This is a genomic window from Enterococcus sp. LJL98, from assembly GCF_054871745.1.
On record NZ_JBTXLU010000002.1, the window covers coordinates 88,330 to 113,617 of the forward strand.

Sequence of the window (25,288 nt, forward strand, 5' to 3'; positions counted from 1 at the left end):
AATCTCCTCTATTGATTGTCTTTTATGACATGATATATTCCACATAATGTGGATGTGGTTGTATCTTTTGTTCGACGAATGTTCACTTTCAAAGGATGACAAGCTGCTGCAATCGCTTCATGGTATAAAGCGATACTTTTACTAATTTGGCCACCAAAAACAACTTCATCTGGTTGAAAGTCTGCAACAAAAGACTGGATGCCTTCCCCAATCATTGTGCCAAAAGCTCGATAAATTTCTTGAGCCAAAGAATCACCCGACAGAGCGGCCTCGGCTAGTTCCTTTCCATTGATAAAAGGATAATTTTTCACTTCCGCAAGGTGTCTTAACCCATTCACCGATAAATATTCATCAATGATTCCTTCACGAAAAGGCACATCGTAAATCATCCCCATGCCGTTTAAGCCATAACCTTCTTTGACAACTTTCCCTTCTGATAGAAAGCTGGAACCACAGCCTGTTCCTAAGGTCAGGTAAATCCCTCTTTGAGATCCCGCATTTTGATGGTACTCACCGAGCGCAAAGCAAGTCGCATCATTTTCAAATCGAATCGGTACCAAAGGTTGTTGCTCTTCTTTTAGCCAAATTTGAATGACTTGACGTAAGTTTACCCCATAAATCGCTTCATATTTACGCATCCCTTGCATTAAATTGATGCCTTCTCCATAATCGAAGGGACCAGGAAAGGCAAAACCAATCCCTTTTAATACCTTCTCTGAAAAAGTATCAATCACTGAAAAGATGAGTTTTCGAAAGTGGTCTAAAATCACTTCCTTTGATTCAAACGAGTAAGAAGGTGCATATTGATGTTCCTTGTACAAGAATGTCCCCCCTGAATCAAGTGCATTCATTTTAATTTCAGTACCTCCAACATCAAATAATAAGTAATAAGCGTCCATCTTCCTCCTCCAATCCTAACGAATATAAGCTTTCATCGTCTTGCATTCTTTTCCAACTGATGGGCCTGTTGGGGTAATTTTATATCGCTTCACTGCTTCAGGGATAATAAAGGTTTGTGCGTAATGTACGACAAAGGGTTCAAAAGAGCCATCTAAACTCTCGACGGTCACTTCTTCCCCTTCAACCAAGTTCAAGACATTGACACTGTCATGATTTTCATGAAGCACGGTATCAGTAAAGGTATGACGTCTCGTTTCAATGAACTCGGTTTTATGAAGACCCGTTTTTTCTTCCATCCAACCGTCACCTTGCCCCATCACGACAAATTGGTTGATTAATTCTTTTTTCACCCAATCTTCATTACGACGCATATCTAGATTCGGCTCACCATGTGCTAAATGGACCGAACGAGGTTTCCCGTCTAAATCGAGTCGTTCCCAATCCCATAATTTAAACGTAAAGCGATTCGGTGTGGCACTGATTTCTAAGACAACACTATCCGCTCCACTGGAATGAATCGTTCCTGCTGGGATTAAATAGTGATCGTGTTTCTTAATTGGTTGCTGATAAATGTATTTCGAATCATCAAAGACTTCTTCACCCGCTTCTGCACGACGTAAAGCCGCCATCAAATCTTCTTTTTCAACGCCATTTTTAAATCCTAAGTAAACATTGGCTTCTGGTTGTTCTACGTGTAAGATATAATAACTTTCGTCTTGCGTGTAATTTGCACCAAAAGTATCTTGTAAATAACTTAGTTTTGGATGGACCTGTAAACTTAAATTTTGTCCACCTACGGTATCTAAGAAGTTAAAACGAATCGGGAACTCTTCTCCAAACAATCCAAAGACACGATCGCCTAGAACTTCTTCCCCGTTAAAGAACATTAAGTTATTTCCTGGTGTTTCAAATTGTCCCACGCCAAAGTCAAGGAGTAAGCTATTTTCTTCTGGCACACCATTGAAACTCCAAGCTAAATTGACCTCTTCCTTTCGAAAATCAAAGGTTTCTTGCATCCAATGACCACCCCAAACACCAGGGTCAAAAAACGGGACTAAGGAGAAGGGTTGTTTGGCGATTGTTTGTAACCCTGCTAAATAGTCTGCCGTTTTGATCATCACTGGTTGTCCTGCTTGGTGTGTATCAAGAACATAAGTCGATGCGGGTAACGCGCGTTTCTTCTGTTTATCGGCGACACGCCATTCGAAAAAATAGCCACGTTTTAACATCCGATTCACATCTTCTCCGGCATTGTCTGCATGCCAGTTACTAAATTCACCTGATTTATAACGGATTTGGATCTCCCAACGAGACAAATCTGCATAGATAAGTAAATCTGGTTTCGTCACTAAACTGGCACCCACTCCATAAATAGCAACTAAACCGTTTTCAGAAATAACTTGTTGAATTTGTTTTTTTACCTGTTCTAGTTTCTTTCGATCGATGAACGCCTCTAGATGATGGTGACTCATCACACCAAACACCCGGTCATCAGTTAAATGATGGGCAATCATCGCCTCCAATGCTTCAGAGGAAATAAAAATTTCATCTGTATGAACCGTAAGTGTTGGTTCTAATGGTTGAAGAATGGCTTCTTTGATTTCAACTTCATTGACGATGGGGTAATTTTCAATTGTTATAACATTCATACTTTTGTCTTGGATTTCTTGATTCAGTTGTGTCACAATAGATAGGTAATCCGTAAAAATTTGATTCGGTGTTGCGACTTTTGTCGTTGGTCTGAAGTTATACTTCATCAATGTAGTCCCCTTTTTATTTATTTGACTACACTATAACACGTTTTCAACCCTCGTTTTGTTTATTTTAAATCCTATGAAATCAAGCTTTAGACTCTATTGTTATATCAATAGGACACAAGGAGGAGACAATTATGCAACAATCTCAAAAATCTCAACCCCTTTATGCCCAAATCGCCAATGACTTAAGAGAAAATATCCGGACAGAGAAATGGACCGAAGGACAACGCATTCCTACTGAGATGGATTTATGCGACATTTACCATGTCAGTCGCATCACGATTCGAAAAGCCATTGACGAGCTCGCCCGAGAAAATTTACTCATTCGAAAAAAAGCGAAAGGGACTTTCGTCAATCACTTTTCTCCAGAAACAACCAATCACGTCACGATGATTAAAAGTTTTACCCAAGAAATGTTAGAGCAAGGGAAAATCGCGACGACCCTACAGGCAGAAGTCAGCAAAATTACAGCAGACTATCGTATCGCCAAGTATTTAAAAATTAATCCAGGTGAAGATGTTTTACTTTTTAAACGAGTGCGAGGAACCGACGAAGATTTTCTTGCTTATTTCGTCACTTATGTTCCTTACAAATCCTATTTTTCTTTAACATCCAAAGACTATTATGGTTCTTTTTATGAATATTTAAAACAATTCGAGATTTATCCAGCACAGGAAATCGAGTACGTGGAAGCAATGATTGCGACGAAAGAACTGCAAACGCTATTGAAATTAAGCAAAGCAGAACCCATCCTAAAACGTGTCCGATTTAATCAGGACGTCACGAACCAATTTTCAGAATATACAGAGTGTTACTATGTGGGTGGTAAATATAAGTATTATTTGGATTTTACGAAGGACTAACATTCAAAGGGGATTGAGAGGTTCCAATTTTCAAGAGAAAAACACCAGTCAAACGAAAATTCAAGTCGTTTCTACTGGTGTTTTTTGAAATTTCTCGAGTAGGTCTAACCCCTACTACTCATTTCTTGTCACAAAATAATCGGGGCGAGCGTAACCATCATATTGAGATTGCCCATCGATGTAATCTTGAAATACGGGGTTTTTATAAGCTGCGACTAAATCTTCCACAAAAGGAGAAGATTGATTTCGACTAGCAACTGCAACAATAATCGTAAAACGAGGTGCCACCTTCTCAAGTGCCAAGGCCGAAGTGAGAGACAAGCCACTTTCAATCGCATTTGCTCCTTGAATAATCGAAAAATCGACGTCTTCTAAAATTAAAGGCGCATAAGCTGGATCACTTTCAACAAATGTCAGTTCGTAAGGATTTTCAACAATATCACTAAGGGAGGTAGTGGCGGGATTAATATTTTCTCTAATGGTAATCCAACCTAAATCAGCTAACAGTTGTAACCCCCTTATTAAATTAACCGCTTCATTTGAAACATTAATCCGTGCACCTTTCACCGGGTCAGTCGAATCATGCTTATTCGAATATAAACCTAAAGGGGGCGTAGGATTTTGAATAAGGGCGATATTATTAAAGGATTCCCGTTCGTTAATAGATTCCATATAAAGTTCGTGTTGAAAAACATTGGCATCGACATCGCCACTATTCAAAGCAATATTCAACTGGATTCCTTCCGTAAATTCCTTATAATCAAGAGCATAGCCCTGCTTTTCTAGCGTTGGGGCAATGCCTTGTTCAAACTGGTCTCGATAAGGAGTCCCTGCAATAAAACCAACTGTTAGCTCTTTTTTATCCTCTATTTCCCCAGAATCTGATTTTTCTATTAAGCCACAACCTGCAGAAAAAAATAAAACGCCCACTAAAAAAAATTTCCAACCTTTACTTTTCCTCATTACTTTCCCTCCATTTTCTTCCCAACATTTTCCTTGATAAAAATAAAAAACTCGTCCATGACAAATAACTTGCCAAGGACGAGTTTGCTGAATTTATCAAATATCCGCGTTACCACCTTTTTTGCCTACATAAAAAAATGTAAACCACTTTTTCGAGTACCGTCATACTCTATCGCGATAACAGGCGAAACTGTAGCACTTAAAGACTTCTGTCAATTCAGTGACTAATACTCAGAGACCATTGTCATATTTCTTGAAGTATTCCCTTTCAGCAAACAGGAACTCTCTGTAAAATCAATCCACACCTTTTCTCATCTACGTATCATCATATTCTTACTGTAAACTAATTATACACAAACACTTTGACCCTTACAAGCAACTTTTTTAAAAAAAATGACACGATTATTCAAAACTTTTTTAGTCTTTTTCTGTTTGATTCACAGGATTTTTTTAGCCTTCTTCCTCTTAGCCAATTCTTCATCCTAAAGAATAAAACCAAACCTTTGACTAGGACTTCTTTCAATAAAACAAGGGTTTCTGGCCCATTCTATGGTACAATTAAAGGTGATTACATGAAAGTTTGAGGTGTTTCTTTGAGTAAAAACAAATACTTATTTTTAACAAATTTCTTTATTAGCATGTTTACTTTTGGTGGCGGTTATGTGGTTATTCCAATGATGGAAAAATACTTTGTTCTGAATAAAAAATACCTATCAAAAGATGAACTTTATCAACTCTCTACCGTTGCCCAGACTTCTCCTGGAGCCATTGCAGTGAATCTAGCGGTACTTGTTGGCGAAAGAGTCAACCGAAAAACAGGCGCTTTACTCAGTGGAATTGCGGCGATTCTCCCATCCATTCTTATCCTATCCGTCATTTCTTATAGTTATACCTCTTTTTCGACCAATCCGGTTGTTACGAGTGTCCTAAAAGGCATGGAAGCTGGCGTTGCTGCGATTATTGTTGATTTGGTTCTTACTATGTATCAACAACTCATGAAAAAAAACGCGAAAATTTTTATTATTATCCCAATCATTGTTTTTGTCGCCAACTACTTTTTCAACCTACACCCCATGTTCTTAATTTTAGTTATGATTGCCTTCTTATTGTTTCTAGCCAAAAAGGAGGGAAGCTAAAATGAGTGTGTTACTGAAGCTCGCTTTTAGTTTTTTGCAAATCGGCTTATTTAGTATTGGCGGAGGATATGCGACCATTTCACTCATTCAACAAATCATCGTCACTGAAAATCAATGGTTAACAATCAAGGAATTTACCGATATCATTACGATTTCTCAAATGACACCAGGTCCTTTAGCCGTAAACAGTTCAACTTTTGTTGGCTTGCGGATTGGTGGTTTACCTGGAGCGATTGTCGCAACGGTCTGTACGGTGATCACCGGTTGTCTCATTTCACTCTTCTTACATCGTTTCTTTCAAAAAAAACAAGATTCCAGATTGATTCAATATATTTTTAATGGATTAGAAGCGGTTGCTGTCGGCCTCATCGCCTCTGCTTCCATTTCAATTTTATCTATCGCCTTCTTCGGCAATCTCTCCTTTGATTTCACTGAAGGAGCCATAAACTTTCTTGCTGTCCCTGTTTTCCTGCTTTCTTTCTTTTGTTTACGAAAGTGGAGAATCAATCCCATGTTCATTTTAATCGCAACGGGCATCCTGGGGTTATTGCTGTACCGCTAAAAAACATCCGCGTTTTAGGATGTTTTTTTCTATCGATGGCTTCAAGAGGAGGGCAATGACCGTAAAAAGATTCCATCCCCATTTAAATTCAATCAAAAAAGGAGGGAGGACGTTTGTCATAGCCTCCTTCCTTTTTATAATAACTCTTCTAAAATTTCTCGAATTTTCTGGTTATCTTCTGAATGTCCAATCGTGATTCTCAACCATTCCGAACGCAAACCAGCTCGGACAATAAACCCTCGTTCCATCAACGCTTTCGCTAGTTGCTTTTCATCTTGTTCGACATGAAAGAAAATAAAATTCCCTTGAGAAACATAGTAAGCTAATTTTTTTTCATCCAAATATCGTTCCCATTTCCCTAATTCCTCTTGATTGACTCGCACCGTTTGTTTGATAAAAGCTTGGTCGGCCAAAGCGGCAATCCCTGCTTTTTGTGCTAAACTACTTGTATTAAACGGCGGACGAACAATCTCAAAAGCGCGATGCAACTTTTCAGGAATCACGGCATAACCGATTCGAAGCCCTGCCAAACCATAAGCTTTCGAAAATGTACGCATGACTAATAGATTCGAAAATTCATTTAACAAAGGGAAGCTCGTTGAAATTTTTTCGACCGTTACGTACTCTTGATAGGCTTCATCACTAATGACTAAAACATCTTCTGGTACTTTTTCAATAAATGCACGAATTTGATTTTGAGGCAGGTAAGTTCCTGTTGGATTGTTCGGATTACACAACCAAATGATTTTCGTTAAAGGCGTCAGCGCTGCAAGCATTTGAGCTAAGTCCATTTCACCGGTTTTTGAGAGCACTGGGACCTTGACAACCTTCGCCCCTTCAATCACTCCATGTAATTCATATTGAGAAAAAGTCGGGTCTGCTACAATCACTTCATCACCTGGGTTCAAAATCGACCGAGAAATGATTTGGATGACATCATCGAGGCCCGCCCCAACTAAGACACGCTCCTCCGAAATTTGATGAAAGTTTGCAATCGCTCTTTTTAGGTCTTTCGCACTCCCATCTGGGTAATATTCTAAGTTTGTTAAGGACTCAGCAAGAACCACCTGGACTTTTTTTGATGAGCCAAAAGGATTTTCGTTAGAGGCCAATTTTACAACTTTTTCTAGACCAAATTCTTTTTGTACTTCTGCCATCGGACGTCCTGGAACATAGGGGCTTAAACTGGAGAGGGTCGTTTTTTCTTTCATCTATTTTTCCTTCCTAGAGATCAATAATCTTTTCTCGCTCTTTTGTTTGACTGATTTTCCCTTGTCGATCGCTTAATTCTTTTTCAATTTCCATTAATGAAATGTTATTTTCAGCCAACAGAACGAGTAAGTGGTAAAGCAAATCTGCACTTTCAGCGACGAGCTCTTCCTTGTCGTGATTTTTCGCTGCAATCACGACTTCAGTGGCTTCTTCCCCAACTTTTTTCAAGATTTTATCGAGGCCTTTCGAAAACAAATAATTCGTATAGGACCCTTCTTTGGGTGTATTTCTCCGAGTGACGATTTCTTCATATAAAGTCACCAAACTATCCATGGTCTGCCTCCTCTTTTACGACTTGAAAAAAACAACTTTTCGCTCCAGTATGACAGGCCACACCTTTTTGTTCGACTTGGATCAACAAGGTGTCACAGTCACAATCCAGTCGCATCCTTTTCACTATTTGAACGTGTCCACTTGTCGCCCCCTTGTGCCAAAGTTCCTGTCTGGAGCGAGAGTAAAACCAAGTTTCCTTTGTTTCTAACGTCTTTTGGTAACTTTCTTCGTTCATATAAGCTAACATCAAGACGTCTTTCGTTTGAAAGTCGGTGATAATTGCTGGGATTAGCCCTTTTGAAAAATCAGGAGCGCACACTACGCAACAATCCCTTCTGTTTTTAATCTTGCTTGGATTTCAGCAATTGAAATCTCCCCGTAATGAAAAACGGAAGCAGCCAAAGCTCCCTGAACGGAGGTTTGACGAAAAACTTCAACAATGTCTTCGAGTTTGCCACAACCGCCCGAAGCAATTACTGGGATGGACACTGCATCTGACACTGCCTTGGTTAAAGGAAGATCGTAACCGGCTTTCGTCCCATCGCCGTCCATACTCGTTAATAAAATTTCTCCTGCCCCTAATTGTTCCACTTTTTGTGCCCATTCGATGGCATCAATCTTAGTATCCACGCGCCCCCCTTGACGATACACGCTCCAACGGTTGGTGCTAGCAATTTTTTTTGCATCAATCGCCAAAACAATTTTTTCTGAACCAAATGTTTCTGCGGCGGTTTGAATAAACGACGGATGGGTCAGGGCGGCAGAACCTAACGATACTTTCGCAACTCCTGCGGCTAATAGTTCTTCGATGGCCGTCATTGAATGCACACCCCCACCAACGGTCAAGGGAATCTGAATCGCTTGAGCCGTTTTCTGAGCCAAATCAATCATTGTTTTACGCCCTTCAACGGTCGCTGTAATATCTAAGAAGACCAGTTCATCTGCACCTGCCGCCTCATACGCTTGTGCAATCGCAATTGGATCACCGATATCTTGTAAATCGACAAAATTGACTCCTTTAACCACTCGTCCTGCTGTCACATCTAAACAGGGGATAATTCTTTTTAACTTACTCATAGACCAACCTCCACAACGTCTTTCATCGTTAAATTGCCATTGTATAATGCTTTTCCTGAAATCACGCCGGACAGACCGAGCGCTTTGACTGCCTCCAGATCTTCTTTCGAACAAATGCCACCAGAGGCAATCACTTGTAATTGAGGAACCCTTTGCGCAAGCGCTTGGAGTTGAATGAGATTTGGCCCTTGTAATGTCCCATCTTTGTCAATATCGGTAAAAATAACCGTGGCTACCCCAAGCTTCGCCATTTCCTCTGCAACGCTCAAATAGTCTTTTTCTGACACTTCTAACCAGCCACGCGTGGCAACCAATCCTTCCTTGGCATCAATCCCAACGACAATTCGATCGCCATATTGAGCAACTGCTTCAGCAACGAAACCCGGATCTTCAACTGCTTTTGAGCCAATAATTACACGATCAATGCCTTGTTCTAGGTATCGAGCGATTTGCGCCATTGAGCGAATACCGCCACCAACTTGCAGAGGAATTTGGACTGCTTCACGAATCCCATGAATAAGCGTTTCATTCGTTAAATCACCGCTTAAAGCACCATCTAAATCAACAAGATGCAACGCTTTGGCTCCTTCTTTTTCAAATGTTTTTGCTTGTTGAATTGGATCGGGATTGACCACCGTTTCTTGTGCAAAATCACCTTGATATAAACGGACACACCGTCCTGCTTTCAAATCAATTGCCGGATAAATAATCATATAGACACCACTTTCCTTGAATCTGCAAATGTTCTTTTAAATCGACACTTCAATCATGATTGAAGTTCCTGTTGCCGATTGTTCATGATAAAATACCCTTGGTTGAATTCACACCTTTAATCTTCGGATCAATGGCAATCGCCTGTCTTAAGGCTCGGCCAAATGCTTTAAAAAGGGCTTCAATTTTATGATGGGTATTTTTCCCATAAAGAACTTTTAAATGCAAATTCATCTCTGCATTAAAAGCGACGGACTGAAAGAATTCTTCAACTAACTCTGTATCAAAATCGCCTACCTTTTGGTGATCAAAAGCCGCATCAAAAACGAGGTAAGAACGACCACTTAAATCTAATGCCACAAAACCTAAACTTTCATCCATCGGTACATACTCATGACCATATCGAGTAATCCCGATTTTCTCACCTAATGCTTCCTTCAAACATTTCCCAATTACAATTCCCACATCTTCAACCGTGTGATGACTATCTACTTCTAAATCACCCTTTGCTTCACATTTAAAACTAATGCAACTATGGCGCGCAAATAATGTTAACATATGATCAAAAAAACCAACGCCCGTTTGAATCTCGCAAACGGGGTCTTGCTCATCAAGTGCCAAAAAGACCTTAATGGCAGTTTCTCCGGTTTTTCTTTCTAACCTTGCTTCTCTTTTCATTTTCTAGCCTCCACTTTTGATGCTACTTCTTCAAATCGAATTTCTACTGCACGAGCGTGTGCTTCCAACCCTTCTTCTCGAGCCAAGATAGCCACAGCGTCTTTTTCTTGTGCAAGCGCCTCTTTCGTATAAGAAAGAAAAGCCGTACGTTTTACAAAGTCTTCGACCCCTAATGGCGAGAAAAAGCGAGCGGTACCACTCGTCGGTAAGACATGATTCGGTCCAGCCAAATAATCACCCAATGGTTCTGAGGCATAGGCCCCTAAAAAAACAGACCCAGCATGTTTCACCCGACTTAAATGCGACATCGGATCCACTAGCTGAATTTCTAAATGCTCCGGAGCAATGAAATTCATCAAAGAAAATTGGGTTTCAATGTCTTCCACAAGAAAAATGCCACTGCGTTGTTCAATCGCTTCACGCGCAATCGCTTCTCTTGGCAATTGGATCAGCTGTTCTTCGATTTCAACTTGAACAGCTGCGGCAAGATTTTGACTTGTTGTAATTAAAATCGCTCGTGCCAAGCGATCATGTTCAGCTTGTGACAAAAGATCCGCGGCTATAAAACGCGGATTCGCTTGCTCATCTGCTAAAACAACAACTTCTGACGGTCCCGCAATCATGTCAATCGCCACCTCGCCAAACAAAATTTTCTTGGCTGTTGCAACAAACAGATTGCCAGGTCCAACAATTTTATCCACTTTTGGAATGCTTGCCGTCCCATAGGCAAGAGCAGCTATCGCTTGGGCACCACCAATTTGATAAATTTCATCGACACCGGCAATTTTTGCTGCTGCTAAAAGTGCATGAGGCAAGCCGTCGGGTGCACCTGGCGTCACCATTACGATGCGTTGCACACCGGCAATTTTTGCTGGCAAAGCATTCATTAGAACGGAAGACGGGTAACGTGCCGTCCCTCCTGGTACATAGATACCAACTGTTTCTATTGGAAGTACGAGTTGTCCGCGAATGACACCCGTTTTTTCAGCATCAACAAATCCCGTTTGTTTTTGTTTTTCATGAAAGGAGGTGATCTGACGCTTTGCCTGCTCTAACGCCTGAATTACTGCGGGCGCTGTCGCTTGATAGCCTGCTTCGATCGCTTCTTTTGATAAACGGAAATCGGTTAATGTTACTTGGTCAAATTTCTCTGTATAACGATAAAGCGCTTCATCGCCTGTTGTTTTGACATCATAAAGAATCGCTTTAACAATTGATTCGACCTCTGCTTCTTCTAACGGATCGACTTGTTGTTCAAGGACTTGTTTTAATTCATCGAAACTGCCAGAAATGATTTTCATGTCGAAACCCCCACTTTCTTTTGTTGAATATGCGTTTCTAACTGGTCGACCAATTGACAAATCGCTTGCTTCTTTCGTTTTAAAGAGGCGGGATTGACAATCAGACGAGTGGAAATTGGCATCATTTTTTCAAAAACAATTAAGCCGTTTTCTTTTAAGGTGTCTCCGGTTTCGACAATGTCGACAATGGCATCGGCCAAACCTAACAAAGGCGCAATTTCGACGGATCCTTCAATTTGAATCATTTCAATGTCTTCGCCTTTTTCTTGAAAATATTTTGCAGCTGTTCTTGGATACTTGGTCGCAATAATTTTTCGACGATAATCATCGATGGCATAATCCGGCGTCGAAGCCACACAAAACTCGCAGCGTCCAATTTCTAAATCCAGCATTTCATAATGGTCTCGTTCATCTTCGTTCAACACGTCGCTCCCAACAATCCCAATATCAGCTACCCCTTGTTGGACATAAGTCAAGACGTCAACTGCCTTGACTAAGATAAACTCATAGTCATCGTAAGGACTCTCAAATACCAGTTTTCGTTTTTTATTACGTAAAAAATCACAACGAATCCCGACTTCTTCTAACAATTGAATCGTACTCGCTTCAATTCGTCCTTTGGTTAAAGCAATTTTTAATTTACTCACCTTTGACGCCTCCTATCCGAATCTCCTTGACACCTTGCTTTTTCACATGGAGCACACGTGGAATTTGCCATTTTTGGGCATGTTGTAAGGTTTCCTCTAAGGTTGCATACAAACTGAAGCGACTGAGCGATTCTTGTGCCAATGTTTCTTCAGCAAGCAACAAGGCATCGTCTTCAAAGAAAACCAAGGTCTGAATTCCCGGAAGTTTATTGAAGGTTCCTTTCCGATTTTTTAAGTAGAGCATACGATCTAAGTAAAAGACTAACCCAACGGCTGGTAGTGGTTCGACCGAAAATTCCGTCAGTAGTTCATCATAGCGACCGCCACTAAAAAAACAATCCGAAGTCTGATCACTGTAACCTTTAAAAGTGATTCCTGTATAATACTTAAATTCTTGAACCAAACCAATATCAACTGTAACTTCTTGTTCTGGATAAACTTGTTGAATTCGAGCAATCAGTGTTTCAATTGCTTGAATGCTCATTAAAATTTCAGGATCACTCGTCAATTGTTTCACCTCGTCTAAAATTGCTGGTTCACCAAACAATCGAGGCAAACGAGACACCAAGGGATACAAAACATGCGCTTGGTACGCCTTTAAAAAGATTTGCATTTCTCGTGTATTTTTACTTTGCAATACCCATTTAAATTGTTTCTCCTCCACTTTTGTTAAGTGCAAACTCGAAACAATTCGTTGATAAATTGCCGCATGTCCGATTTCAATTTGGAAATCAAAAATCCCACTTTTTTGTGTGAGAGCGACCCCATTTATTAAACACTCAGTTTCAGCTTTTAACGAATCGTAGCCGATGAGTTCCATCCCTGCTTGTAATTGTTCGTTGTACTCTCCTGAATGTCCTTTGTTGACCCGAAAAACTTTCCCACTATAAAATAATTGGACTGGGGGAATTACGCCGGTTGTACTGATCACTCGACCAATTGGCAAGGTCATATCTGGACGCAAGACGACAATTCTTCCTTGATCATCAAAAAAACGATAGCGAGAAGTTGCTTTTTGATCCATCCCATCAAAGACTTCTTCAAATTCAATTAAAGGTGTTTCAATCCGTTGATACCCGCGGGATTCGAAATGATGATTCATCATACTTTCTAATTGATGGCTCTGAACAGCCTCTTTAAATAATTTATCCTTCGTCCCATTGGGTAAACTCCGGTTCCACTTCATCTCATCACCTCTTAATTAAATTTAGATTATAAAAATATAAACAAAAGATTAAAATTTGCACAGAATATTATGACTATCCTAGCAAGAATCGTCCCAAATGTAAACAATTTTGAATAAAAAAGCAGTCTTTTTCTGAAAATTATCGGTTCATTCACTTTCTAAATGATGACGAAAGGGTTATTTTCACTGATTCCGTCACTAAAGCACTGTCTTCTATTTAGCGAAAAAGAAACAAACAAAAAAGCCATGACAGCAGTCATAGCTTTTCATTTCGCTTACAGTTGAGCGATTTGTTCTCGTTCTTCTTTCGTTAAGGTAAAATCAAAAATAGCCAAATTGTCTTTTTGTCGTTGAATATCATGCGATTTTGGAATGACAATCACCCCTCGTTCAATTTGATAGCGCAAAACAACCTGTGCCCAAGTTTTCCCATAAGAGTGCCCAATTTCCGTTAAAAGTGCTTTGGCCTCCTCACTGACATTTGTCAAAGGTCCCCAAGCTTCCGGGATCACCTCATTTTTCAAACAAAAATCTAGTAAGGCATCATTCCAATTTCCAGGGTGAGACTCAATTTGATTTACAGCCGGTTTTATCCGGACATTTTCCAATAAATAAGCAAGTTCTTTTTCTTCAAAATTGGAGACCCCAATTGCTTTAATCGTCCCTTGCTCAACATAATTTTCCAATACTTGCCAGACTAAAACCATCTCGCCTAAATTCGCCCAAGGATGATGAATTAAAAACAAATCAAGGTAGTCGGTGCCCAGCTGTTCAAGACTACTTGTCACCGCTCGAATAACGGATTGTTCACAGTCCGTGTGTTCAGGTGTCCCCGGAATTTTCGTTGTAAGAAAAAAGGCTTCACGTGGCAAACCGCTTTCTTTTATGGCCTGACCCACAACCTTTTCATTTCGATAGGAAATTGCGGTATCAAAATGACGATACCCCGCTTGAATCGCAGTGAGTAATTCCGTTGTGTCATGGTTGATTTCACCTTTATATTGACGATCAACCTTGCCAAACGTATTCGTTCCACTACCAACAATTGGAATGTTAATTCCTGTATTCAATGTGACAAATTCCATGCATAACCACTCCCTTTGCTTTTTCACAGTATAACACATTCCAATTGAAAGCGTATTTTCAAGACCTTTGAACGATGCTTATTTCCGTTTGATGGACTAATAGGAACAAGTCATAGTTTAAAACTATCACTCGTTCCTATTAATCCATATAAGTCATCTTTCAAAATCTCTGTTATGCTGATTTCATCAAATACTTGTTCACTTTATCAGGAGGAAAAAGACATGACAACCGATCGCTTTCAACTAGTGGGCTCTTTACTACGCCCCAAAAATTTATTGGAATACAAAAATCAAATCGAAGTCCGGGATGATATTCAGTATCCATTCTATGACGACTTTGATGGGTACAAAGAAACAGAAACTGCGGAAATCGAAAAAATTATTGCAAAACAAATTGAAGAAAACATTGCCATCGTTACAGACGGTGAGTACTCTCGCTCCATGTGGCATCTTGATTTCGTCTGGGGATTTGAAGGCGTCGAACGTTTTATCGCAAAAACAGGGTACACTTTCCAAGATCATGACGGTGGGACCTATGAAACGCGTAAAGACATCGGTGTCCGAATCACACAACCCCTTTCTGGAAAAAATCATCATTTCAATACACTTTACAAAAAGTTAAAAGCACAAGCAGGCGACCATCCTGCCAAATTAACCGTTTGGGGTGCCGCTCATGCCTTCACAGAATTAGGAATTATCAATCAGATTTATGGGCCAGACCAAGTCTACCAAACAAAAGAAGAATTAAAGGACGGCCTCATTCAAGCTTATAAAGAATTTTTAGACGAGTATCAAGCAGCAGGTGGCGAAATTATTCAATTTGACGATTGTTTATGGGAATTATTCTCTGAAGAAAACGATCAAAGTTTTTTCTCCGCAGGAAAAGAAGGGCTCGAAGCATTAGCTGATACATTTGTTGGAATTAATAATGAAATCGCCGATTACGCCCATACACTAGGATTGAAAGTCTGGACACACAACTGCCGTGGAAATTATGAAAGTCGCCACGCAGCCAGTGGGACTTATGAATCGATTGCTGAAAAATTCCTGCGTGACCAACGCTACGACCGCTTCTTTTTAGAGTGGGATGATGAACGTGCGGGTGATCTAAGTGCACTAGCGGTGTTACAAGACCGGCCTGAAGTGGAAGTTGTATTAGGGCTACTTTCAAGCAAAACAGCACACCTTGATGAAGAAGAACGCGTTTACCAAATGCTTGAAAAAGCGAGCGAGGTCCTTCCAAAAGACCAACTCTTCCTTTCGCATCAATGCGGTTTTGCTTCTTGCGACAGCGGAAACGAACTTTCGATTGACCAACAATGGAAAAAGATTGCTCAAGGCCAAGCGATTGCCCAGGAGTTTTGGGGGAAATAAAAAAATCAAGCCGCATTTACGATTGCTTCCTGTCGTAAATGCGGCTTGATTTTTGCTAACCCACCTTCGCCACAAAATGATTGGTCAGGTACTCGAGCAGACCTAAGCCCGATTCGTAAATCCAATAATGGTTGCCTTCATAGGAAAAATAAATTTGTTGATTACCAAAAGCGTGTGCTTCATGTAAACAATCGATTTTTTCCAAGTCAATCACTTTCTTTTTCGTACGACCGATTCCTTTTTGACTGTAAATAGTTAATTGATTGCCTGAAAGGTGGAGCCGAACGAACAAATACATTTGATTTATTTTCATATACGTTTGCATCATCATACCCTCTTTCTTTGAATGAACTTGAGTATAAATGATAAAACCGGTTCGAGAGCAAGCTATATTTTAAAGATACGAGCACTTTTGCCTCAGATTCTTCAACAAAAGGGGTTCGTTTTCACTTATAAGCAGATATTTACCAGACTGGGACGCTTGAACGCTTCGTACTTTCTGCGATGACTTCTTTTACTTCCTCTGTTTGGTATGCTGCGACAACCTTACCGTAAAGTTCAGAGTCCTTATCTTTCTCACGCGCAGCAATGACATTATAATATGGTTTGGAGCTATCTGAAATTGGCTCTAAGTAAATCGCATCTTCTGTCGGTACAAAACCTGCATTTGCTGCCATGTCATTATTAATCAGGGATATGGTCACGTCCTTTAATGCACGTGCCGTTTGATTGGCTTCAAGTGATTTAAAATCTAACTTTTTGGGATTACTTGTAATGTCACTCACACTTGGCAATAGGCCTTTACTTGCATCCAGTTCGATTAGCCCTGCCGTTTGTAAAAGTAACAAGGCCCGACTTTCATTTGAAACATCGTTTGGTAAAGCAACCAACGCGCCATCTTCTAATTCATCAATGGTCTGAATCTTTTCTGAATAAATACCTAAAGGATTAAGTGTCGTGTAGGCAATCGTCGTGTTTGAAAAACCAGCTTCTTCGTTAATACTATCCATGAAAATTTCGGTTAAGGCCGAGTGCAGATCGATAGACCCATCTTCAAGGGCTGTGATTGGTTGACGATAGTCGGTAAACTTCACTAGTTCCAACTCAATTCCTTGTGCTTTTAACTGCTCTTGTACATACTCCCAAGGTTCATTGTTTTCACCTACAACACCCAATTTTACGACATTTTCTCCCTCTGACTTTTTTCCACACCCCACTATAAATAACCCTAGATTCGCTAGAATTGTGAAGCTAATGAAAGCTTTTAACCATTTCTTCATTTGATTTCCCCCTCATAGATTATACTTTGTTCCGCTTTTTATTTTTTCCTCCCATCCTAAAAATAAAAAAAGTCCTTTTACTAGAAATAATTTCTAATAAAAGGACGATTCATTCGTGGTACCACCTTTTTTTGCAAGTCCAAGGACTCACCTCTTTCAGTACTTGATCACTCGCATACTGCGGCGCGATAACGGGCGCTTCCGTTTTAAGCTCACTCATTTTGCTCACTTAAACGATTCAGAGACCATTTTCGATTGCTTCTTCGTTATCCCTTTTCACCAATCAGGACTCTCTTCTCAACGATTTCAGCAACTTACTTTCCTCTTCAATATCTTTCACTCATTAAAAACTCATTTATTTTTAAGGTAAAACAAATCATAGCAAAGCTGAAAACAGATGTCAATCCATTTCATCGGCATTTTTTACCTATTATTCTTACCATTCGGTTTTCAATGTTGGCTATTCTTTTATCTCAGACTTGGTCTCCTACTTAAAATGCTAATCCGATATCCAATCGTTAATCGGCATCTGAAATTTTCACGCCCATTAAACGAATGAAAATACTGGCTTGCAATGGGCTGATTATACAACCTTTCATTTGATCGATGGAGACTCTTAATGACTCAAAATAACTTTTTGAAAAATCAACATCTTTCAGTTTCGTTTCTAAAAAATCAGCCTCCTCTAATTCGCAACGAAGGAATTTCAACCCTTTTTTGATTTTTACGTTTTGAAAATAAGATTCCTGTAAATTTGTTTCGTTAAATTCACATGTTTCAATCGCCGACTCACTGAAATTTAAATAGTTCGCTTTCGATTCAACGACTTGACTATTCTTCCAATTATTGTAATAAAAATTTGCGCCAGTTAAATTGCATTTTTCAAAAACACAACGATAAAAAATGCTATTGTTAAACGTACTGTTCGACCAATTTAAATGAATAAAACGACAATCTAACCACTCACTGTCGTCAAAGTCGATCTGTTGAAATTCACAACGTTCAAAAGTGATATCTGAAAATCGCAGACGCTCCATCGAATGAGTAAATTGACAATTCTTATAATGCCTTCCTGCTTCTACGTCATCTAAACAAAGTTTTTTCTTTTCAATGAACAAGATTTTTCTTTCCTTTCAATTCGAATGATTTTTTCTTTTTTAGCGAGAGGATGATAAAGGAATCATTAGGGTTCAGGGATTAACGATTTTCACCAAAGAAAAACCAAATCGGGTGCCTTCCCCTCGTGATTAGGATGTTTTCTCTACGATACTAGTATACTCGCTTTTTCAAGCGAAATAAAAAAAGTTTAGCAAACAGTCTTTCGACCCTTTCTAAACTTTTGTTTCTCTAATTAATAGCCATTACGTAAGTGACGCTCATACTCGGTTTCATTTGAACGGCTAACGCGGCGTTTACGCCCCTTGATTGGCATCTTTTGTAACGCGTTTAAGGCTTTTTTACCTTTGCCGTTTAAGATCTCAACAAAAGTCGAAACATCCATTAAATGAATGACTCCGATGTCCTCACCTGTTATCCCTTCAATATTACATAACGCACCTACAACGTCTCCTGGACGCATTTTTGTTTTTTTCCCAGCATTAATATGAATTTTCATAATATCTGTTTTAAATTCAAGTCCAATTTCTTTGCGCAGCATCGGGTTTTTCCTTTGTTTTTGGTCAAATGCCAAGCGGTACTTATCCACCGTGGCACGACTAGGGCGAGGAATTTCTTCCAAGGAATGATTTTGCGCTTCTAAAATCGCCTCAAATGAACGAGTGTCGCGACGATTCACTAAAGACAATGCTTTGCCTTTGTTTTCAAATCGAGCAGTTCGACCAATCCGATGAACGTACGTTTCTGTTTTATCTGGTAAATCATAGTTTACAACTAATGCAATATCCGACACATCAATCCCACGTGCGGCCACGTCCGTTGCGACAAGATGTCTGAAATACCCTCGTTTAAAATCATTCATCACATGGGTCCGGTCTTTTTGGTCCATGCCACCATGCAGCATATCGACTTTAATCCCTGCACGATCCAGCTCTTTCATTAAACGTTCGACCATGACTTGGGTGTTACAAAATAAAATACTACTATCTGGGTTATCAACAACAAATAAATCTCTTAAGGTAGCTAATTTTTCCTCCTCTTCTACTCGGATAAATTGTTGGCGAATTCTTTTTTTCGACTGTTCATCCGCTGCAATCTCAACGAATTTCGGATATTTTAAGAAATGATGCGTTAACTCTTTCACGGCATCAGGCATGGTGGCTGAAAATAGCGCGGTGGTGCGCTCTTGAGGTAATTCCCACAAGATTTCTTCTACTTGATCGATAAAACCCATGGCAAACATTTCATCCGCCTCATCAATGATCAACGTTTTGATTTGGCTTAAATCAATCGTGCCTCTTTCAATATGATCGCGTAAACGTCCGGGTGTTGCAACGACGACATGGGTCCTTTGCTTTAAACTTTTTACTTGTGATTGAAAGGAAGTTTTGCCAAATAAAGCTTCAACTTTCAACCGTTTATAACGTCCAATATTAAAAATCTCTTCTTTAATTTGCATCGCCAATTCTCGAGTCGGCGTTAATACTAAGGCTTGCGGCGCTCTTTCTTCCCAAGCGACGAATTGGGCTAATGGAATTCCAAAAGCAGCTGTTTTCCCACTACCTGTTTGGGATTTAATCACCACGTCTTGTTTTTCTAGCAGTAAGGGTAGGACCTCTCTTTGTACTGGTGTCGGCTCGACATACTTTAATACCGTCAGTGAACGAATAATGGTATCCTCTAAACGATATTCTGAAAACTTATTTTGACTCATCTACTAACATCCTTCGATTAAACAAGTAACGAGTGTCTGCCTTCGACTTGCTTAATAATATTTTTTCGCTTCCATAGTTTAACATGCTTTCTCGTGTATTACACGAAAAAGGCTGAAAGCATGAAAATTAGATGAGGGAACAAAAGCATTGATATCAACTCTACTGTCTTTTATTTGGTCCGTTTTATTTATTGAAATTTTCAAGAAAATAATTCGTATGGATTGACTTTTTTTAAGCAATCAACAATAATAGTTCGTGTGTTAACTATATTAGGAGGATGGTTATGGATTTTCATCAAAACAAACTTGGTTTTCATATTCGAGAATTATCACTTTTACTTAGTCGGAAGATGGAGCAGGAAGCTTGTTCCCATCAAATTGCGCATGTAACCCACCCGCAAGCGATGGTGATTCATCTGATTTATCATCAACAAGAACGAGAAATCTATCAAAAAGATATTGAAGAAGCCTTATCCATTCGTAAGCCGACCGCTAGCCAGTTAATCGATCGGATGGAAAAAAGTGGGCTGGTGGAACGTCACGTCTCGACCAAAGACAAGCGACGCAATCAAATTGTCTTAACGGCAAAAGCAATTGAAAGCACAAAAAAAATTCATCTTGTGCTTGAAGATATCGAAAAGCAGTTAAAAGAAAATTTAAGTGAAGACGACTTGAGCCATTTTTTACGTGTCGTTGAAACAATGAAAACCAATATCCAGTAATATTTGTTAATTATGATCTTATCTCTAGGAGGGAACCCATCGACATGTTTAGTCTTTTTAAACGATCTAGCAACACCGAACGCTTTTTATTTGTATTGAGTATTCTTTTTATTTTAGTACAAGTCAATTTAGAACTAAAAATTCCAGCCTACATGGCAGAAATCACCACGCTTTTACAACAAGCCGGTACGACAACCAATGACATCCTGATGCCAGGATTTAAGATGATTGGCCTTTCATTACTGAGCTTTGCTTGTGCCGTACTCGTCGGATTTTTTGCTGCTCGGATTGCAGCAGGACTGATTACTCGCATTCGAGGACAAATCTTTAATCAAGTGACGAGCTACTCCACCAATGAAATTCAGCACTTTTCAGTACCGAGTCTGGTGACACGAACAACCAACGACTTAACGCAAATTCAAATGCTAATTGCGATGGGCCTTCAAGTCATTATTAAAGGTCCAGTTACTGCTGTTTGGGCGATTACAAAAATTGCAAATAAAAATTGGGAGTGGACTGCCACAACTGCGATTGCTGTCATTTTCTTGATGACCGCGATTGGTATTTTAATGGTGTTCGTTCGTCCGAAATTTGCCATGATTCAAACCTTAACCGATAATCTCAACAGTGTGACCCGTGAAAGCTTAACAGGACTACGTGTCATTCGCGCTTACAATGCCAAAGATTACCAAGAAAAAAAATTCGAAAAAGCCAATGATGAGTTGACATCGGTAAACTTATTTACAGGAAGAATGATGTCCATCTTAAATCCAGTGATGACCCTTGTTTCGACTGGTCTCACCCTAGCAGTTTATTTAATCGGTGCCTTTTTAATTCAAGACGCAATGGGGATGGACAAAATCAACCTCTTTTCTGATATGGTTGTCTTTACTTCTTACGCTATGCAAGTCGTAATGGGTTTTATGATGATGACCATGATTTTCTTCATTTTACCGCGTGCAATGGTTGCGGCTAACCGAATCAATGAAGTCTTGCACCTTTCTTCTTCTGTTCACTTTACCAATCAAAAGAGTGAAGCACTTGAAGAAAAAGGAACGATCCAATTCGATCACGTCTCCTTCACTTATCCAAACGCTGCCGAATCCGTCCTACATGATATTAGCTTTTCTGCAAAAGCAGGTGACACCGTTGCCTTTATCGGTTCGACGGGAAGTGGAAAAAGTACCATCTTAAAACTGATTCCGCGACTCTTTGATACAACCACAGGTCAAATCTTACTGAATGGAAAAAAATTAGATCATTTTGATCACGAAACGTTGAACAATCTGATTGGCTATATTCCACAAAAACCCGTGCTATTTTCCGGAGACATTCGTTCAAATATGACCTTGGGTACCAGTATGGCCTCACCATTAGATGAACCAGCGATTTATGAAGCCTTGACCATTGCACAAGCCAAAGACTTCGTTGAACGCGAAGAAGGACAACTTGCAGCTCCTGTTGCACAAGCAGGAAGCAACTTTTCAGGTGGGCAAAAACAACGATTAGCAATTGCTCGTGTCATCGCCCGTCAACCAGAAATCTTATTATTTGATGATTCGTTTTCAGCTTTAGACTATCAAACGGACAAGACCTTACGTAGTGTCTTAAAAGAACAATTACCTCAAACGACCAAATTAATTGTTGCCCAACGAATCAGTACCATTATGGATGCGAATCTAATTATCGTTTTAGATGAAGGTCGCATTGTTGGCAAAGGCACACACCAAGAATTATTAAAAGAAAACAAAGTCTATCAAGAAATTGCGTATTCTCAATTATCAAAGGAGGAACTGGTCAATGAGTAAAAAGAAACAAGCACAAAGCCATCTGACTTGGGCGAACATTCAAAAATATGCCGGCGCCTATACGTTGCCATTTATCCTCGCCTTGGTCTTAGCAACAATTGGAAGCATTACAACGATTATGGGACCTGATCGCCTCAGTGAAATTACTGATACGATTGCCGCAGGTTTAACTTCTTCAATTGATACAAATAAAATCAAAGAAATCGCCCTCTTTTTAGCGATTATTTACATCGTCGGTGCCGTAATGACCTACTTTCAAGGGTATATCATTACGACTGTCACCCAAAACTTTTCTAAAAAACTACGTCGGCATGTGTCAGAAAAAATCGACCGGTTGCCACTACAGTATTTTGACTCGCACAAACAAGGCGATACATTAAGTCGGGTCACCAATGACCTCGATACGGTGGGACAATCGTTAAGTCAAAGTTTAGGAACACTGGCCCCTTCCGTCACACTACTTGTGGGGACAATTATCATGATGTTCCGGAGTGAATGGCGCTTAAGTCTAACGGTCATTTTATCCGTTTTCGTTGGTTTCGTATTGGTTGGTGTGATTCTTGGCACTTCCCAAAAACACTTCGTTGCACAACAAACGAAATTAGGAGCTATTTCTAGTTATGCAGAAGAAATCTACTCTGGCCACAGCGTCATTACGACCTATAACGCTGAAAAAGAAGTCACTGAAAATTTCAAATCGTTAAATACCGACTTACACGACAGCGTTTGGAAAGCACAATTTTTATCTGGTATCATGATGCCGATGATGGGCTTTATCGGAAACTTTGGGTACGTGATGGTCTGTGTGATTGGCTCAATGTTGGCGTTAAATGGCACGATTACTTTTGGAGTGATTGTCGCCTTTATGATTTACGTTCGCTTATTTACCAATCCTTTGTCACAGCTTGCGCAAGCATTCGGCAACTTACAATCCGCAAGTGCCGCACTTAACCGCGTGTTTGAATTTCTCGGTGAACCAGAAATGGCCAATGAAGAAAACAAAAAAACACAGTTGACGCACACCAAAGGCAACGTCACTTTTGAACACGTGAATTTTGGTTATACAGCGGATCAAACAATTATTAACGACTTTTCGGTTGAAGCAGCAGCGGGTAGTAAAATTGCGATTGTCGGTCCAACGGGGGCCGGAAAAACAACGATCGTTAACTTGTTAATGAAGTTTTATGAAGTGAACAGCGGCGACATCAAAATCGATGGACAATCCATTAATCAGATGACACGCGAAGAAGTCCACAATCAATTTTGTATGGTCTTACAGGATACTTGGCTCTTTGAGGGAAGTATCAAAGACAACCTGATTTTTAACCAAGAAGAAATTACTGAAGCGGAAGTCGTTGATGCTTGTAAAGCGGTTGGCTTACACCACTTCATCACCACTTTACCAAAAGGCTATGACACGATCTTAGATGACAGCGTAGAGCTTTCTGTCGGTCAAAAACAATTAATGACGATTGCTCGTGCCTTAATCAAACAAGCACCAATGTTGATTTTAGATGAAGCAACGAGCTCAGTAGATACTCGTACCGAGGAGTTGATTCAACAAGCGATGGACAAATTAATGGAAGGCAAAACTTCTTTCGTTATCGCTCACCGCTTATCAACCATTCGCAATGCCGATAAAATCTTAGTCATGAATCAAGGTGACATTATCGAACAAGGAGACCATGAAACACTTATGAAGAATGAAGGTTTCTACGCCAATCTCTACAACAGTCAATTTTCTAAAAACTAAGAAAAAAACTCGACGAAAAAGTGCCTCTTGGACTGCTTTTTCGTCGAGTTTTTACTGTATTTAATGAACAGATAAGCGAAAGATTACACCGATAAAATAAAGGCAAGGATAGCCAATCATCATGACCGACATTGTTTTTAAGACTAAAGGAAAGGTCCTTTGCTTTTCTTGAACGGCAAAATATGGACGCAATCCTTGGAGCAGCTTCGGTAGGAAAAGCAGCAAGAGTAGAACTGGCCATGGAGATAAATCGACAATTACCAGCACTGGTAACAAAAGAAAACTGCCCATCAAAAAAAATCTTAATAATCCGACGGCATTTTTTTTGCCGATATAATAAACAAGGGTTTGGCGATGATTGACAATATCCTCTTCTAAATCACAAGTATTATTGGCAATTAAATTATTAAACATCATCAAAACCAAGGGCAAACAAACAAGAAAAAAATTCCCATCCATACTTTTTAAGAGACTCTCTTGTCGATCAAAAGTTAACACATAAAAGGCAACGAATGGTACGAGATAGCCACTTGCCAAAGAGGTAATCGTTTCTGCAATCGGTAGACTATTTAACGGTCGTGGTCCAGAGGAATAAAACAACCCAATGTAAAAACCAAGCATTCCTGGAATCAGTAACCAAAGGCTCGTTTGCCATACTAAAAGGAGACCAAAGAAGCAAGAAGCTGCCATAAAGAAAACAAAATACCAACGAACCAATTTTAACGAAAGCTGGTCTCGGCCAATAATATTTGATTTTTCCTTGTAGTCATGGTCATCCGATGCATTTTGGTAATCCATATAATGATTAAAAATATTGACGGCTAAGTGAAACAACAAAATCGTCAAGACATATAAAAAAAAGGCGGCATTTAATTGAATCCCATACTGAAAACTGCCATAAGCCCATCCTAATAAAACTAAAAAGAGATTTAAGGGTGCCGTGTAGACTTCCGCTAATTCCCAAAATTGTTTAAAACGCATAAAAAAACTCCTCCAATAACAAAACAAATCAAAATGCTCTTGTAGTATAGCACAAACCGGCAGATTCTTGATTTTCTATGATTGGTGAAGGAAATGAAGCGACTCTCCTCTCTACTCGCTTAAATCAGC

Annotated in this window: 25 protein-coding genes and 1 other annotated feature; of the genes, 7 read left to right on the plus strand and 18 right to left on the minus strand. The window is 39.7% G+C overall.

Annotated elements, in window-relative coordinates; translation table 11 throughout:
- Nucleotides 1-8: 8 nt before the first annotated feature.
- Nucleotides 9-899, minus strand: coding sequence for an ROK family protein (locus ACYSNO_RS04050; RefSeq protein ID WP_461729795.1), 891 nt, complete (start codon nt 897-899; stop codon nt 9-11).
- Nucleotides 900-914: 15 nt separating this feature from the next.
- Complete coding sequence (locus tag ACYSNO_RS04055) at nt 915-2,657, minus strand: class I mannose-6-phosphate isomerase (RefSeq protein ID WP_461729796.1); 1,743 nt, start codon at nt 2,655-2,657, stop codon at nt 915-917.
- Between the two features lie 134 nt (nt 2,658-2,791).
- Here ACYSNO_RS04055 and ACYSNO_RS04060 point away from each other — a divergent pair, with 134 nt between their 5' ends.
- The gene (locus ACYSNO_RS04060) at nt 2,792-3,520 is read left to right on the plus strand and encodes a GntR family transcriptional regulator (RefSeq protein WP_461729797.1); all 729 of its coding nucleotides are present in this window, start codon (nt 2,792-2,794) and stop codon (nt 3,518-3,520) included.
- Nucleotides 3,521-3,634: 114 nt separating this feature from the next.
- Here the strand turns inward: ACYSNO_RS04060 and ACYSNO_RS04065 are convergent, their stop codons facing one another.
- Nucleotides 3,635-4,483 carry a MetQ/NlpA family ABC transporter substrate-binding protein gene (locus ACYSNO_RS04065; RefSeq protein ID WP_461729798.1) on the minus strand — a complete coding sequence of 283 codons (849 nt, stop codon included), beginning with the start codon at nt 4,481-4,483 and terminating at the stop codon, nt 3,635-3,637.
- 593 nt (nt 4,484-5,076) lie between these two features.
- Between ACYSNO_RS04065 and ACYSNO_RS04070 the strand changes: the two genes are divergently transcribed.
- Both ACYSNO_RS04070 and ACYSNO_RS04075 read left to right on the plus strand, forming a co-directional pair.
- Complete coding sequence (locus ACYSNO_RS04070) at nt 5,077-5,619, plus strand: chromate transporter (protein WP_461729799.1); 543 nt, start codon at nt 5,077-5,079, stop codon at nt 5,617-5,619.
- 1 nt (nt 5,620) lies between these two features.
- Complete coding sequence (locus tag ACYSNO_RS04075) at nt 5,621-6,181, plus strand: chromate transporter (RefSeq protein WP_461729800.1); 561 nt, start codon at nt 5,621-5,623, stop codon at nt 6,179-6,181.
- Nucleotides 6,182-6,315: 134 nt separating this feature from the next.
- On the opposite strand, the gene hisC is transcribed toward ACYSNO_RS04075, so the two are convergent.
- From hisC to ACYSNO_RS04125, 10 genes are all read right to left on the minus strand, one after another.
- Entirely contained in the window at nt 6,316-7,392 is a 1,077-nt protein-coding gene (gene hisC, locus ACYSNO_RS04080) for a histidinol-phosphate transaminase (RefSeq protein ID WP_461729801.1), read from the minus strand.
- A 13-nt stretch (nt 7,393-7,405) separates the two neighbouring features.
- Nucleotides 7,406-7,726 (minus strand): phosphoribosyl-ATP diphosphatase, encoded by a 321-nt coding sequence (gene hisE, locus ACYSNO_RS04085; RefSeq protein ID WP_461729802.1) that lies wholly within the window; start codon nt 7,724-7,726, stop codon nt 7,406-7,408.
- Nucleotides 7,719-8,045 carry a phosphoribosyl-AMP cyclohydrolase gene (gene hisI / locus ACYSNO_RS04090; RefSeq protein ID WP_461729803.1) on the minus strand — a complete coding sequence of 109 codons (327 nt, stop codon included), beginning with the start codon at nt 8,043-8,045 and terminating at the stop codon, nt 7,719-7,721. The genes hisE and hisI overlap by 8 nt, the downstream gene beginning before the upstream one ends.
- Nucleotides 8,045-8,803: an imidazole glycerol phosphate synthase subunit HisF gene (hisF, locus tag ACYSNO_RS04095; protein WP_461729804.1), complete on the minus strand. Its 759-nt coding sequence runs from the start codon at nt 8,801-8,803 to the stop codon at nt 8,045-8,047. The genes hisI and hisF overlap by 1 nt, the downstream gene beginning before the upstream one ends.
- Nucleotides 8,800-9,516 carry a 1-(5-phosphoribosyl)-5-[(5-phosphoribosylamino)methylideneamino]imidazole-4-carboxamide isomerase gene (gene hisA, locus ACYSNO_RS04100; RefSeq protein WP_461729805.1) on the minus strand — a complete coding sequence of 239 codons (717 nt, stop codon included), beginning with the start codon at nt 9,514-9,516 and terminating at the stop codon, nt 8,800-8,802. Before hisA ends, hisF begins: the two co-directional genes overlap by 4 nt.
- Before the next feature lie 82 nt (nt 9,517-9,598).
- Nucleotides 9,599-10,192 (minus strand): imidazoleglycerol-phosphate dehydratase HisB, encoded by a 594-nt coding sequence (gene hisB, locus ACYSNO_RS04105; RefSeq protein WP_461729806.1) that lies wholly within the window; start codon nt 10,190-10,192, stop codon nt 9,599-9,601.
- The gene (hisD, locus tag ACYSNO_RS04110) at nt 10,189-11,493 is read right to left on the minus strand and encodes a histidinol dehydrogenase (protein WP_461729807.1); all 1,305 of its coding nucleotides are present in this window, start codon (nt 11,491-11,493) and stop codon (nt 10,189-10,191) included. Before hisD ends, hisB begins: the two co-directional genes overlap by 4 nt.
- The gene (gene hisG / locus ACYSNO_RS04115) at nt 11,490-12,140 is read right to left on the minus strand and encodes an ATP phosphoribosyltransferase (RefSeq protein WP_461729808.1); all 651 of its coding nucleotides are present in this window, start codon (nt 12,138-12,140) and stop codon (nt 11,490-11,492) included. Before hisG ends, hisD begins: the two co-directional genes overlap by 4 nt.
- Entirely contained in the window at nt 12,133-13,326 is a 1,194-nt protein-coding gene (hisZ, locus tag ACYSNO_RS04120) for an ATP phosphoribosyltransferase regulatory subunit (protein ID WP_461729809.1), read from the minus strand. The genes hisG and hisZ overlap by 8 nt, the downstream gene beginning before the upstream one ends.
- Nucleotides 13,327-13,601: 275 nt before the next feature.
- Entirely contained in the window at nt 13,602-14,411 is an 810-nt protein-coding gene (locus ACYSNO_RS04125) for an aldo/keto reductase family protein (RefSeq protein ID WP_461729810.1), read from the minus strand.
- Nucleotides 14,412-14,633: 222 nt separating this feature from the next.
- On the opposite strand from ACYSNO_RS04125, the gene ACYSNO_RS04130 reads away from it, so the two are divergent.
- Nucleotides 14,634-15,785, plus strand: coding sequence for a cobalamin-independent methionine synthase II family protein (locus ACYSNO_RS04130; protein WP_461729811.1), 1,152 nt, complete (start codon nt 14,634-14,636; stop codon nt 15,783-15,785).
- 55 nt (nt 15,786-15,840) lie between these two features.
- Here ACYSNO_RS04130 and ACYSNO_RS04135 read toward each other — a convergent pair whose 3' ends face one another.
- From ACYSNO_RS04135 to ACYSNO_RS04150, 4 genes are all read right to left on the minus strand, one after another.
- On the minus strand, nt 15,841-16,110 hold the full coding sequence (locus ACYSNO_RS04135) for a hypothetical protein (RefSeq protein WP_461729812.1): 270 nt from the start codon (nt 16,108-16,110) through the stop codon (nt 15,841-15,843).
- A 139-nt stretch (nt 16,111-16,249) separates the two neighbouring features.
- Nucleotides 16,250-17,065, minus strand: a complete 816-nt coding sequence (locus tag ACYSNO_RS04140) for a MetQ/NlpA family ABC transporter substrate-binding protein (protein WP_461729813.1) — start codon at nt 17,063-17,065, stop codon at nt 16,250-16,252.
- Between the two features lie 97 nt (nt 17,066-17,162).
- Nucleotides 17,163-17,404 (minus strand) — a binding site (T-box leader).
- 179 nt (nt 17,405-17,583) lie between these two features.
- Complete coding sequence (locus ACYSNO_RS04145; protein WP_461729814.1) at nt 17,584-18,183, minus strand: pentapeptide repeat-containing protein; 600 nt, start codon at nt 18,181-18,183, stop codon at nt 17,584-17,586.
- A gap of 233 nt (nt 18,184-18,416) precedes the next feature.
- Nucleotides 18,417-19,895 carry a DEAD/DEAH box helicase gene (locus ACYSNO_RS04150; protein WP_461729815.1) on the minus strand — a complete coding sequence of 493 codons (1,479 nt, stop codon included), beginning with the start codon at nt 19,893-19,895 and terminating at the stop codon, nt 18,417-18,419.
- Between the two features lie 284 nt (nt 19,896-20,179).
- Between ACYSNO_RS04150 and ACYSNO_RS04155 the strand changes: the two genes are divergently transcribed.
- Genes ACYSNO_RS04155 through ACYSNO_RS04165 form a run of 3 tightly spaced genes read left to right on the plus strand, consistent with a single transcriptional unit; the run spans nt 20,180 to nt 24,178 of the window.
- Nucleotides 20,180-20,617: a MarR family winged helix-turn-helix transcriptional regulator gene (locus ACYSNO_RS04155; RefSeq protein WP_461729816.1), complete on the plus strand. Its 438-nt coding sequence runs from the start codon at nt 20,180-20,182 to the stop codon at nt 20,615-20,617.
- Nucleotides 20,618-20,661: 44 nt separating this feature from the next.
- A complete protein-coding gene (locus ACYSNO_RS04160; RefSeq protein ID WP_461729817.1) occupies nt 20,662-22,425 on the plus strand; it encodes an ABC transporter ATP-binding protein in 1,764 nt (587 codons plus the stop codon).
- Nucleotides 22,418-24,178, plus strand: coding sequence for an ABC transporter ATP-binding protein (locus ACYSNO_RS04165; protein ID WP_461729818.1), 1,761 nt, complete (start codon nt 22,418-22,420; stop codon nt 24,176-24,178). Before ACYSNO_RS04160 ends, ACYSNO_RS04165 begins: the two co-directional genes overlap by 8 nt.
- A 60-nt stretch (nt 24,179-24,238) precedes the next feature.
- Here the strand turns inward: ACYSNO_RS04165 and ACYSNO_RS04170 are convergent, their stop codons facing one another.
- Nucleotides 24,239-25,159: a prenyltransferase gene (locus tag ACYSNO_RS04170; protein WP_461729819.1), complete on the minus strand. Its 921-nt coding sequence runs from the start codon at nt 25,157-25,159 to the stop codon at nt 24,239-24,241.
- Between the last annotated feature and the right edge of the window lie 129 nt (nt 25,160-25,288).

Excerpts from the sequence above, each read along its gene's own strand:
- ACYSNO_RS04150 (WP_461729815.1), bottom strand. The coding sequence starts at position 19,895 with ATGAGTCAAAATAAGTTTTCAGAATATCGTTTAGAGGATACCATTATT.
- ACYSNO_RS04075 (WP_461729800.1), top strand. The coding sequence starts at position 5,621 with ATGAGTGTGTTACTGAAGCTCGCTTTTAGTTTTTTGCAAATCGGCTTA.
- ACYSNO_RS04050 (WP_461729795.1), bottom strand. The coding sequence starts at position 899 with ATGGACGCTTATTACTTATTATTTGATGTTGGAGGTACTGAAATTAAA.
- ACYSNO_RS04060 (WP_461729797.1), top strand. The coding sequence starts at position 2,792 with ATGCAACAATCTCAAAAATCTCAACCCCTTTATGCCCAAATCGCCAAT.
- hisZ (WP_461729809.1), bottom strand. The coding sequence starts at position 13,326 with ATGAAGTGGAACCGGAGTTTACCCAATGGGACGAAGGATAAATTATTT.
- ACYSNO_RS04155 (WP_461729816.1), top strand. The coding sequence starts at position 20,180 with ATGGATTTTCATCAAAACAAACTTGGTTTTCATATTCGAGAATTATCA.
- ACYSNO_RS04165 (WP_461729818.1), top strand. The coding sequence starts at position 22,418 with ATGAGTAAAAAGAAACAAGCACAAAGCCATCTGACTTGGGCGAACATT.
- ACYSNO_RS04160 (WP_461729817.1), top strand. The coding sequence starts at position 20,662 with ATGTTTAGTCTTTTTAAACGATCTAGCAACACCGAACGCTTTTTATTT.
- ACYSNO_RS04170 (WP_461729819.1), bottom strand. The coding sequence starts at position 25,159 with ATGCGTTTTAAACAATTTTGGGAATTAGCGGAAGTCTACACGGCACCC.
- hisE (WP_461729802.1), bottom strand. The coding sequence starts at position 7,726 with ATGGATAGTTTGGTGACTTTATATGAAGAAATCGTCACTCGGAGAAAT.
- hisF (WP_461729804.1), bottom strand. The coding sequence starts at position 8,803 with ATGAGTAAGTTAAAAAGAATTATCCCCTGTTTAGATGTGACAGCAGGA.
- ACYSNO_RS04130 (WP_461729811.1), top strand. The coding sequence starts at position 14,634 with ATGACAACCGATCGCTTTCAACTAGTGGGCTCTTTACTACGCCCCAAA.
- hisB (WP_461729806.1), bottom strand. The coding sequence starts at position 10,192 with ATGAAAAGAGAAGCAAGGTTAGAAAGAAAAACCGGAGAAACTGCCATT.
- hisA (WP_461729805.1), bottom strand. The coding sequence starts at position 9,516 with ATGATTATTTATCCGGCAATTGATTTGAAAGCAGGACGGTGTGTCCGT.
- ACYSNO_RS04140 (WP_461729813.1), bottom strand. The coding sequence starts at position 17,065 with ATGAAGAAATGGTTAAAAGCTTTCATTAGCTTCACAATTCTAGCGAAT.
- ACYSNO_RS04055 (WP_461729796.1), bottom strand. The coding sequence starts at position 2,657 with ATGAAGTATAACTTCAGACCAACGACAAAAGTCGCAACACCGAATCAA.
- hisC (WP_461729801.1), bottom strand. The coding sequence starts at position 7,392 with ATGAAAGAAAAAACGACCCTCTCCAGTTTAAGCCCCTATGTTCCAGGA.
- ACYSNO_RS04125 (WP_461729810.1), bottom strand. The coding sequence starts at position 14,411 with ATGGAATTTGTCACATTGAATACAGGAATTAACATTCCAATTGTTGGT.
- ACYSNO_RS04065 (WP_461729798.1), bottom strand. The coding sequence starts at position 4,483 with ATGAGGAAAAGTAAAGGTTGGAAATTTTTTTTAGTGGGCGTTTTATTT.
- ACYSNO_RS04135 (WP_461729812.1), bottom strand. The coding sequence starts at position 16,110 with ATGCAAACGTATATGAAAATAAATCAAATGTATTTGTTCGTTCGGCTC.
- hisD (WP_461729807.1), bottom strand. The coding sequence starts at position 11,493 with ATGAAAATCATTTCTGGCAGTTTCGATGAATTAAAACAAGTCCTTGAA.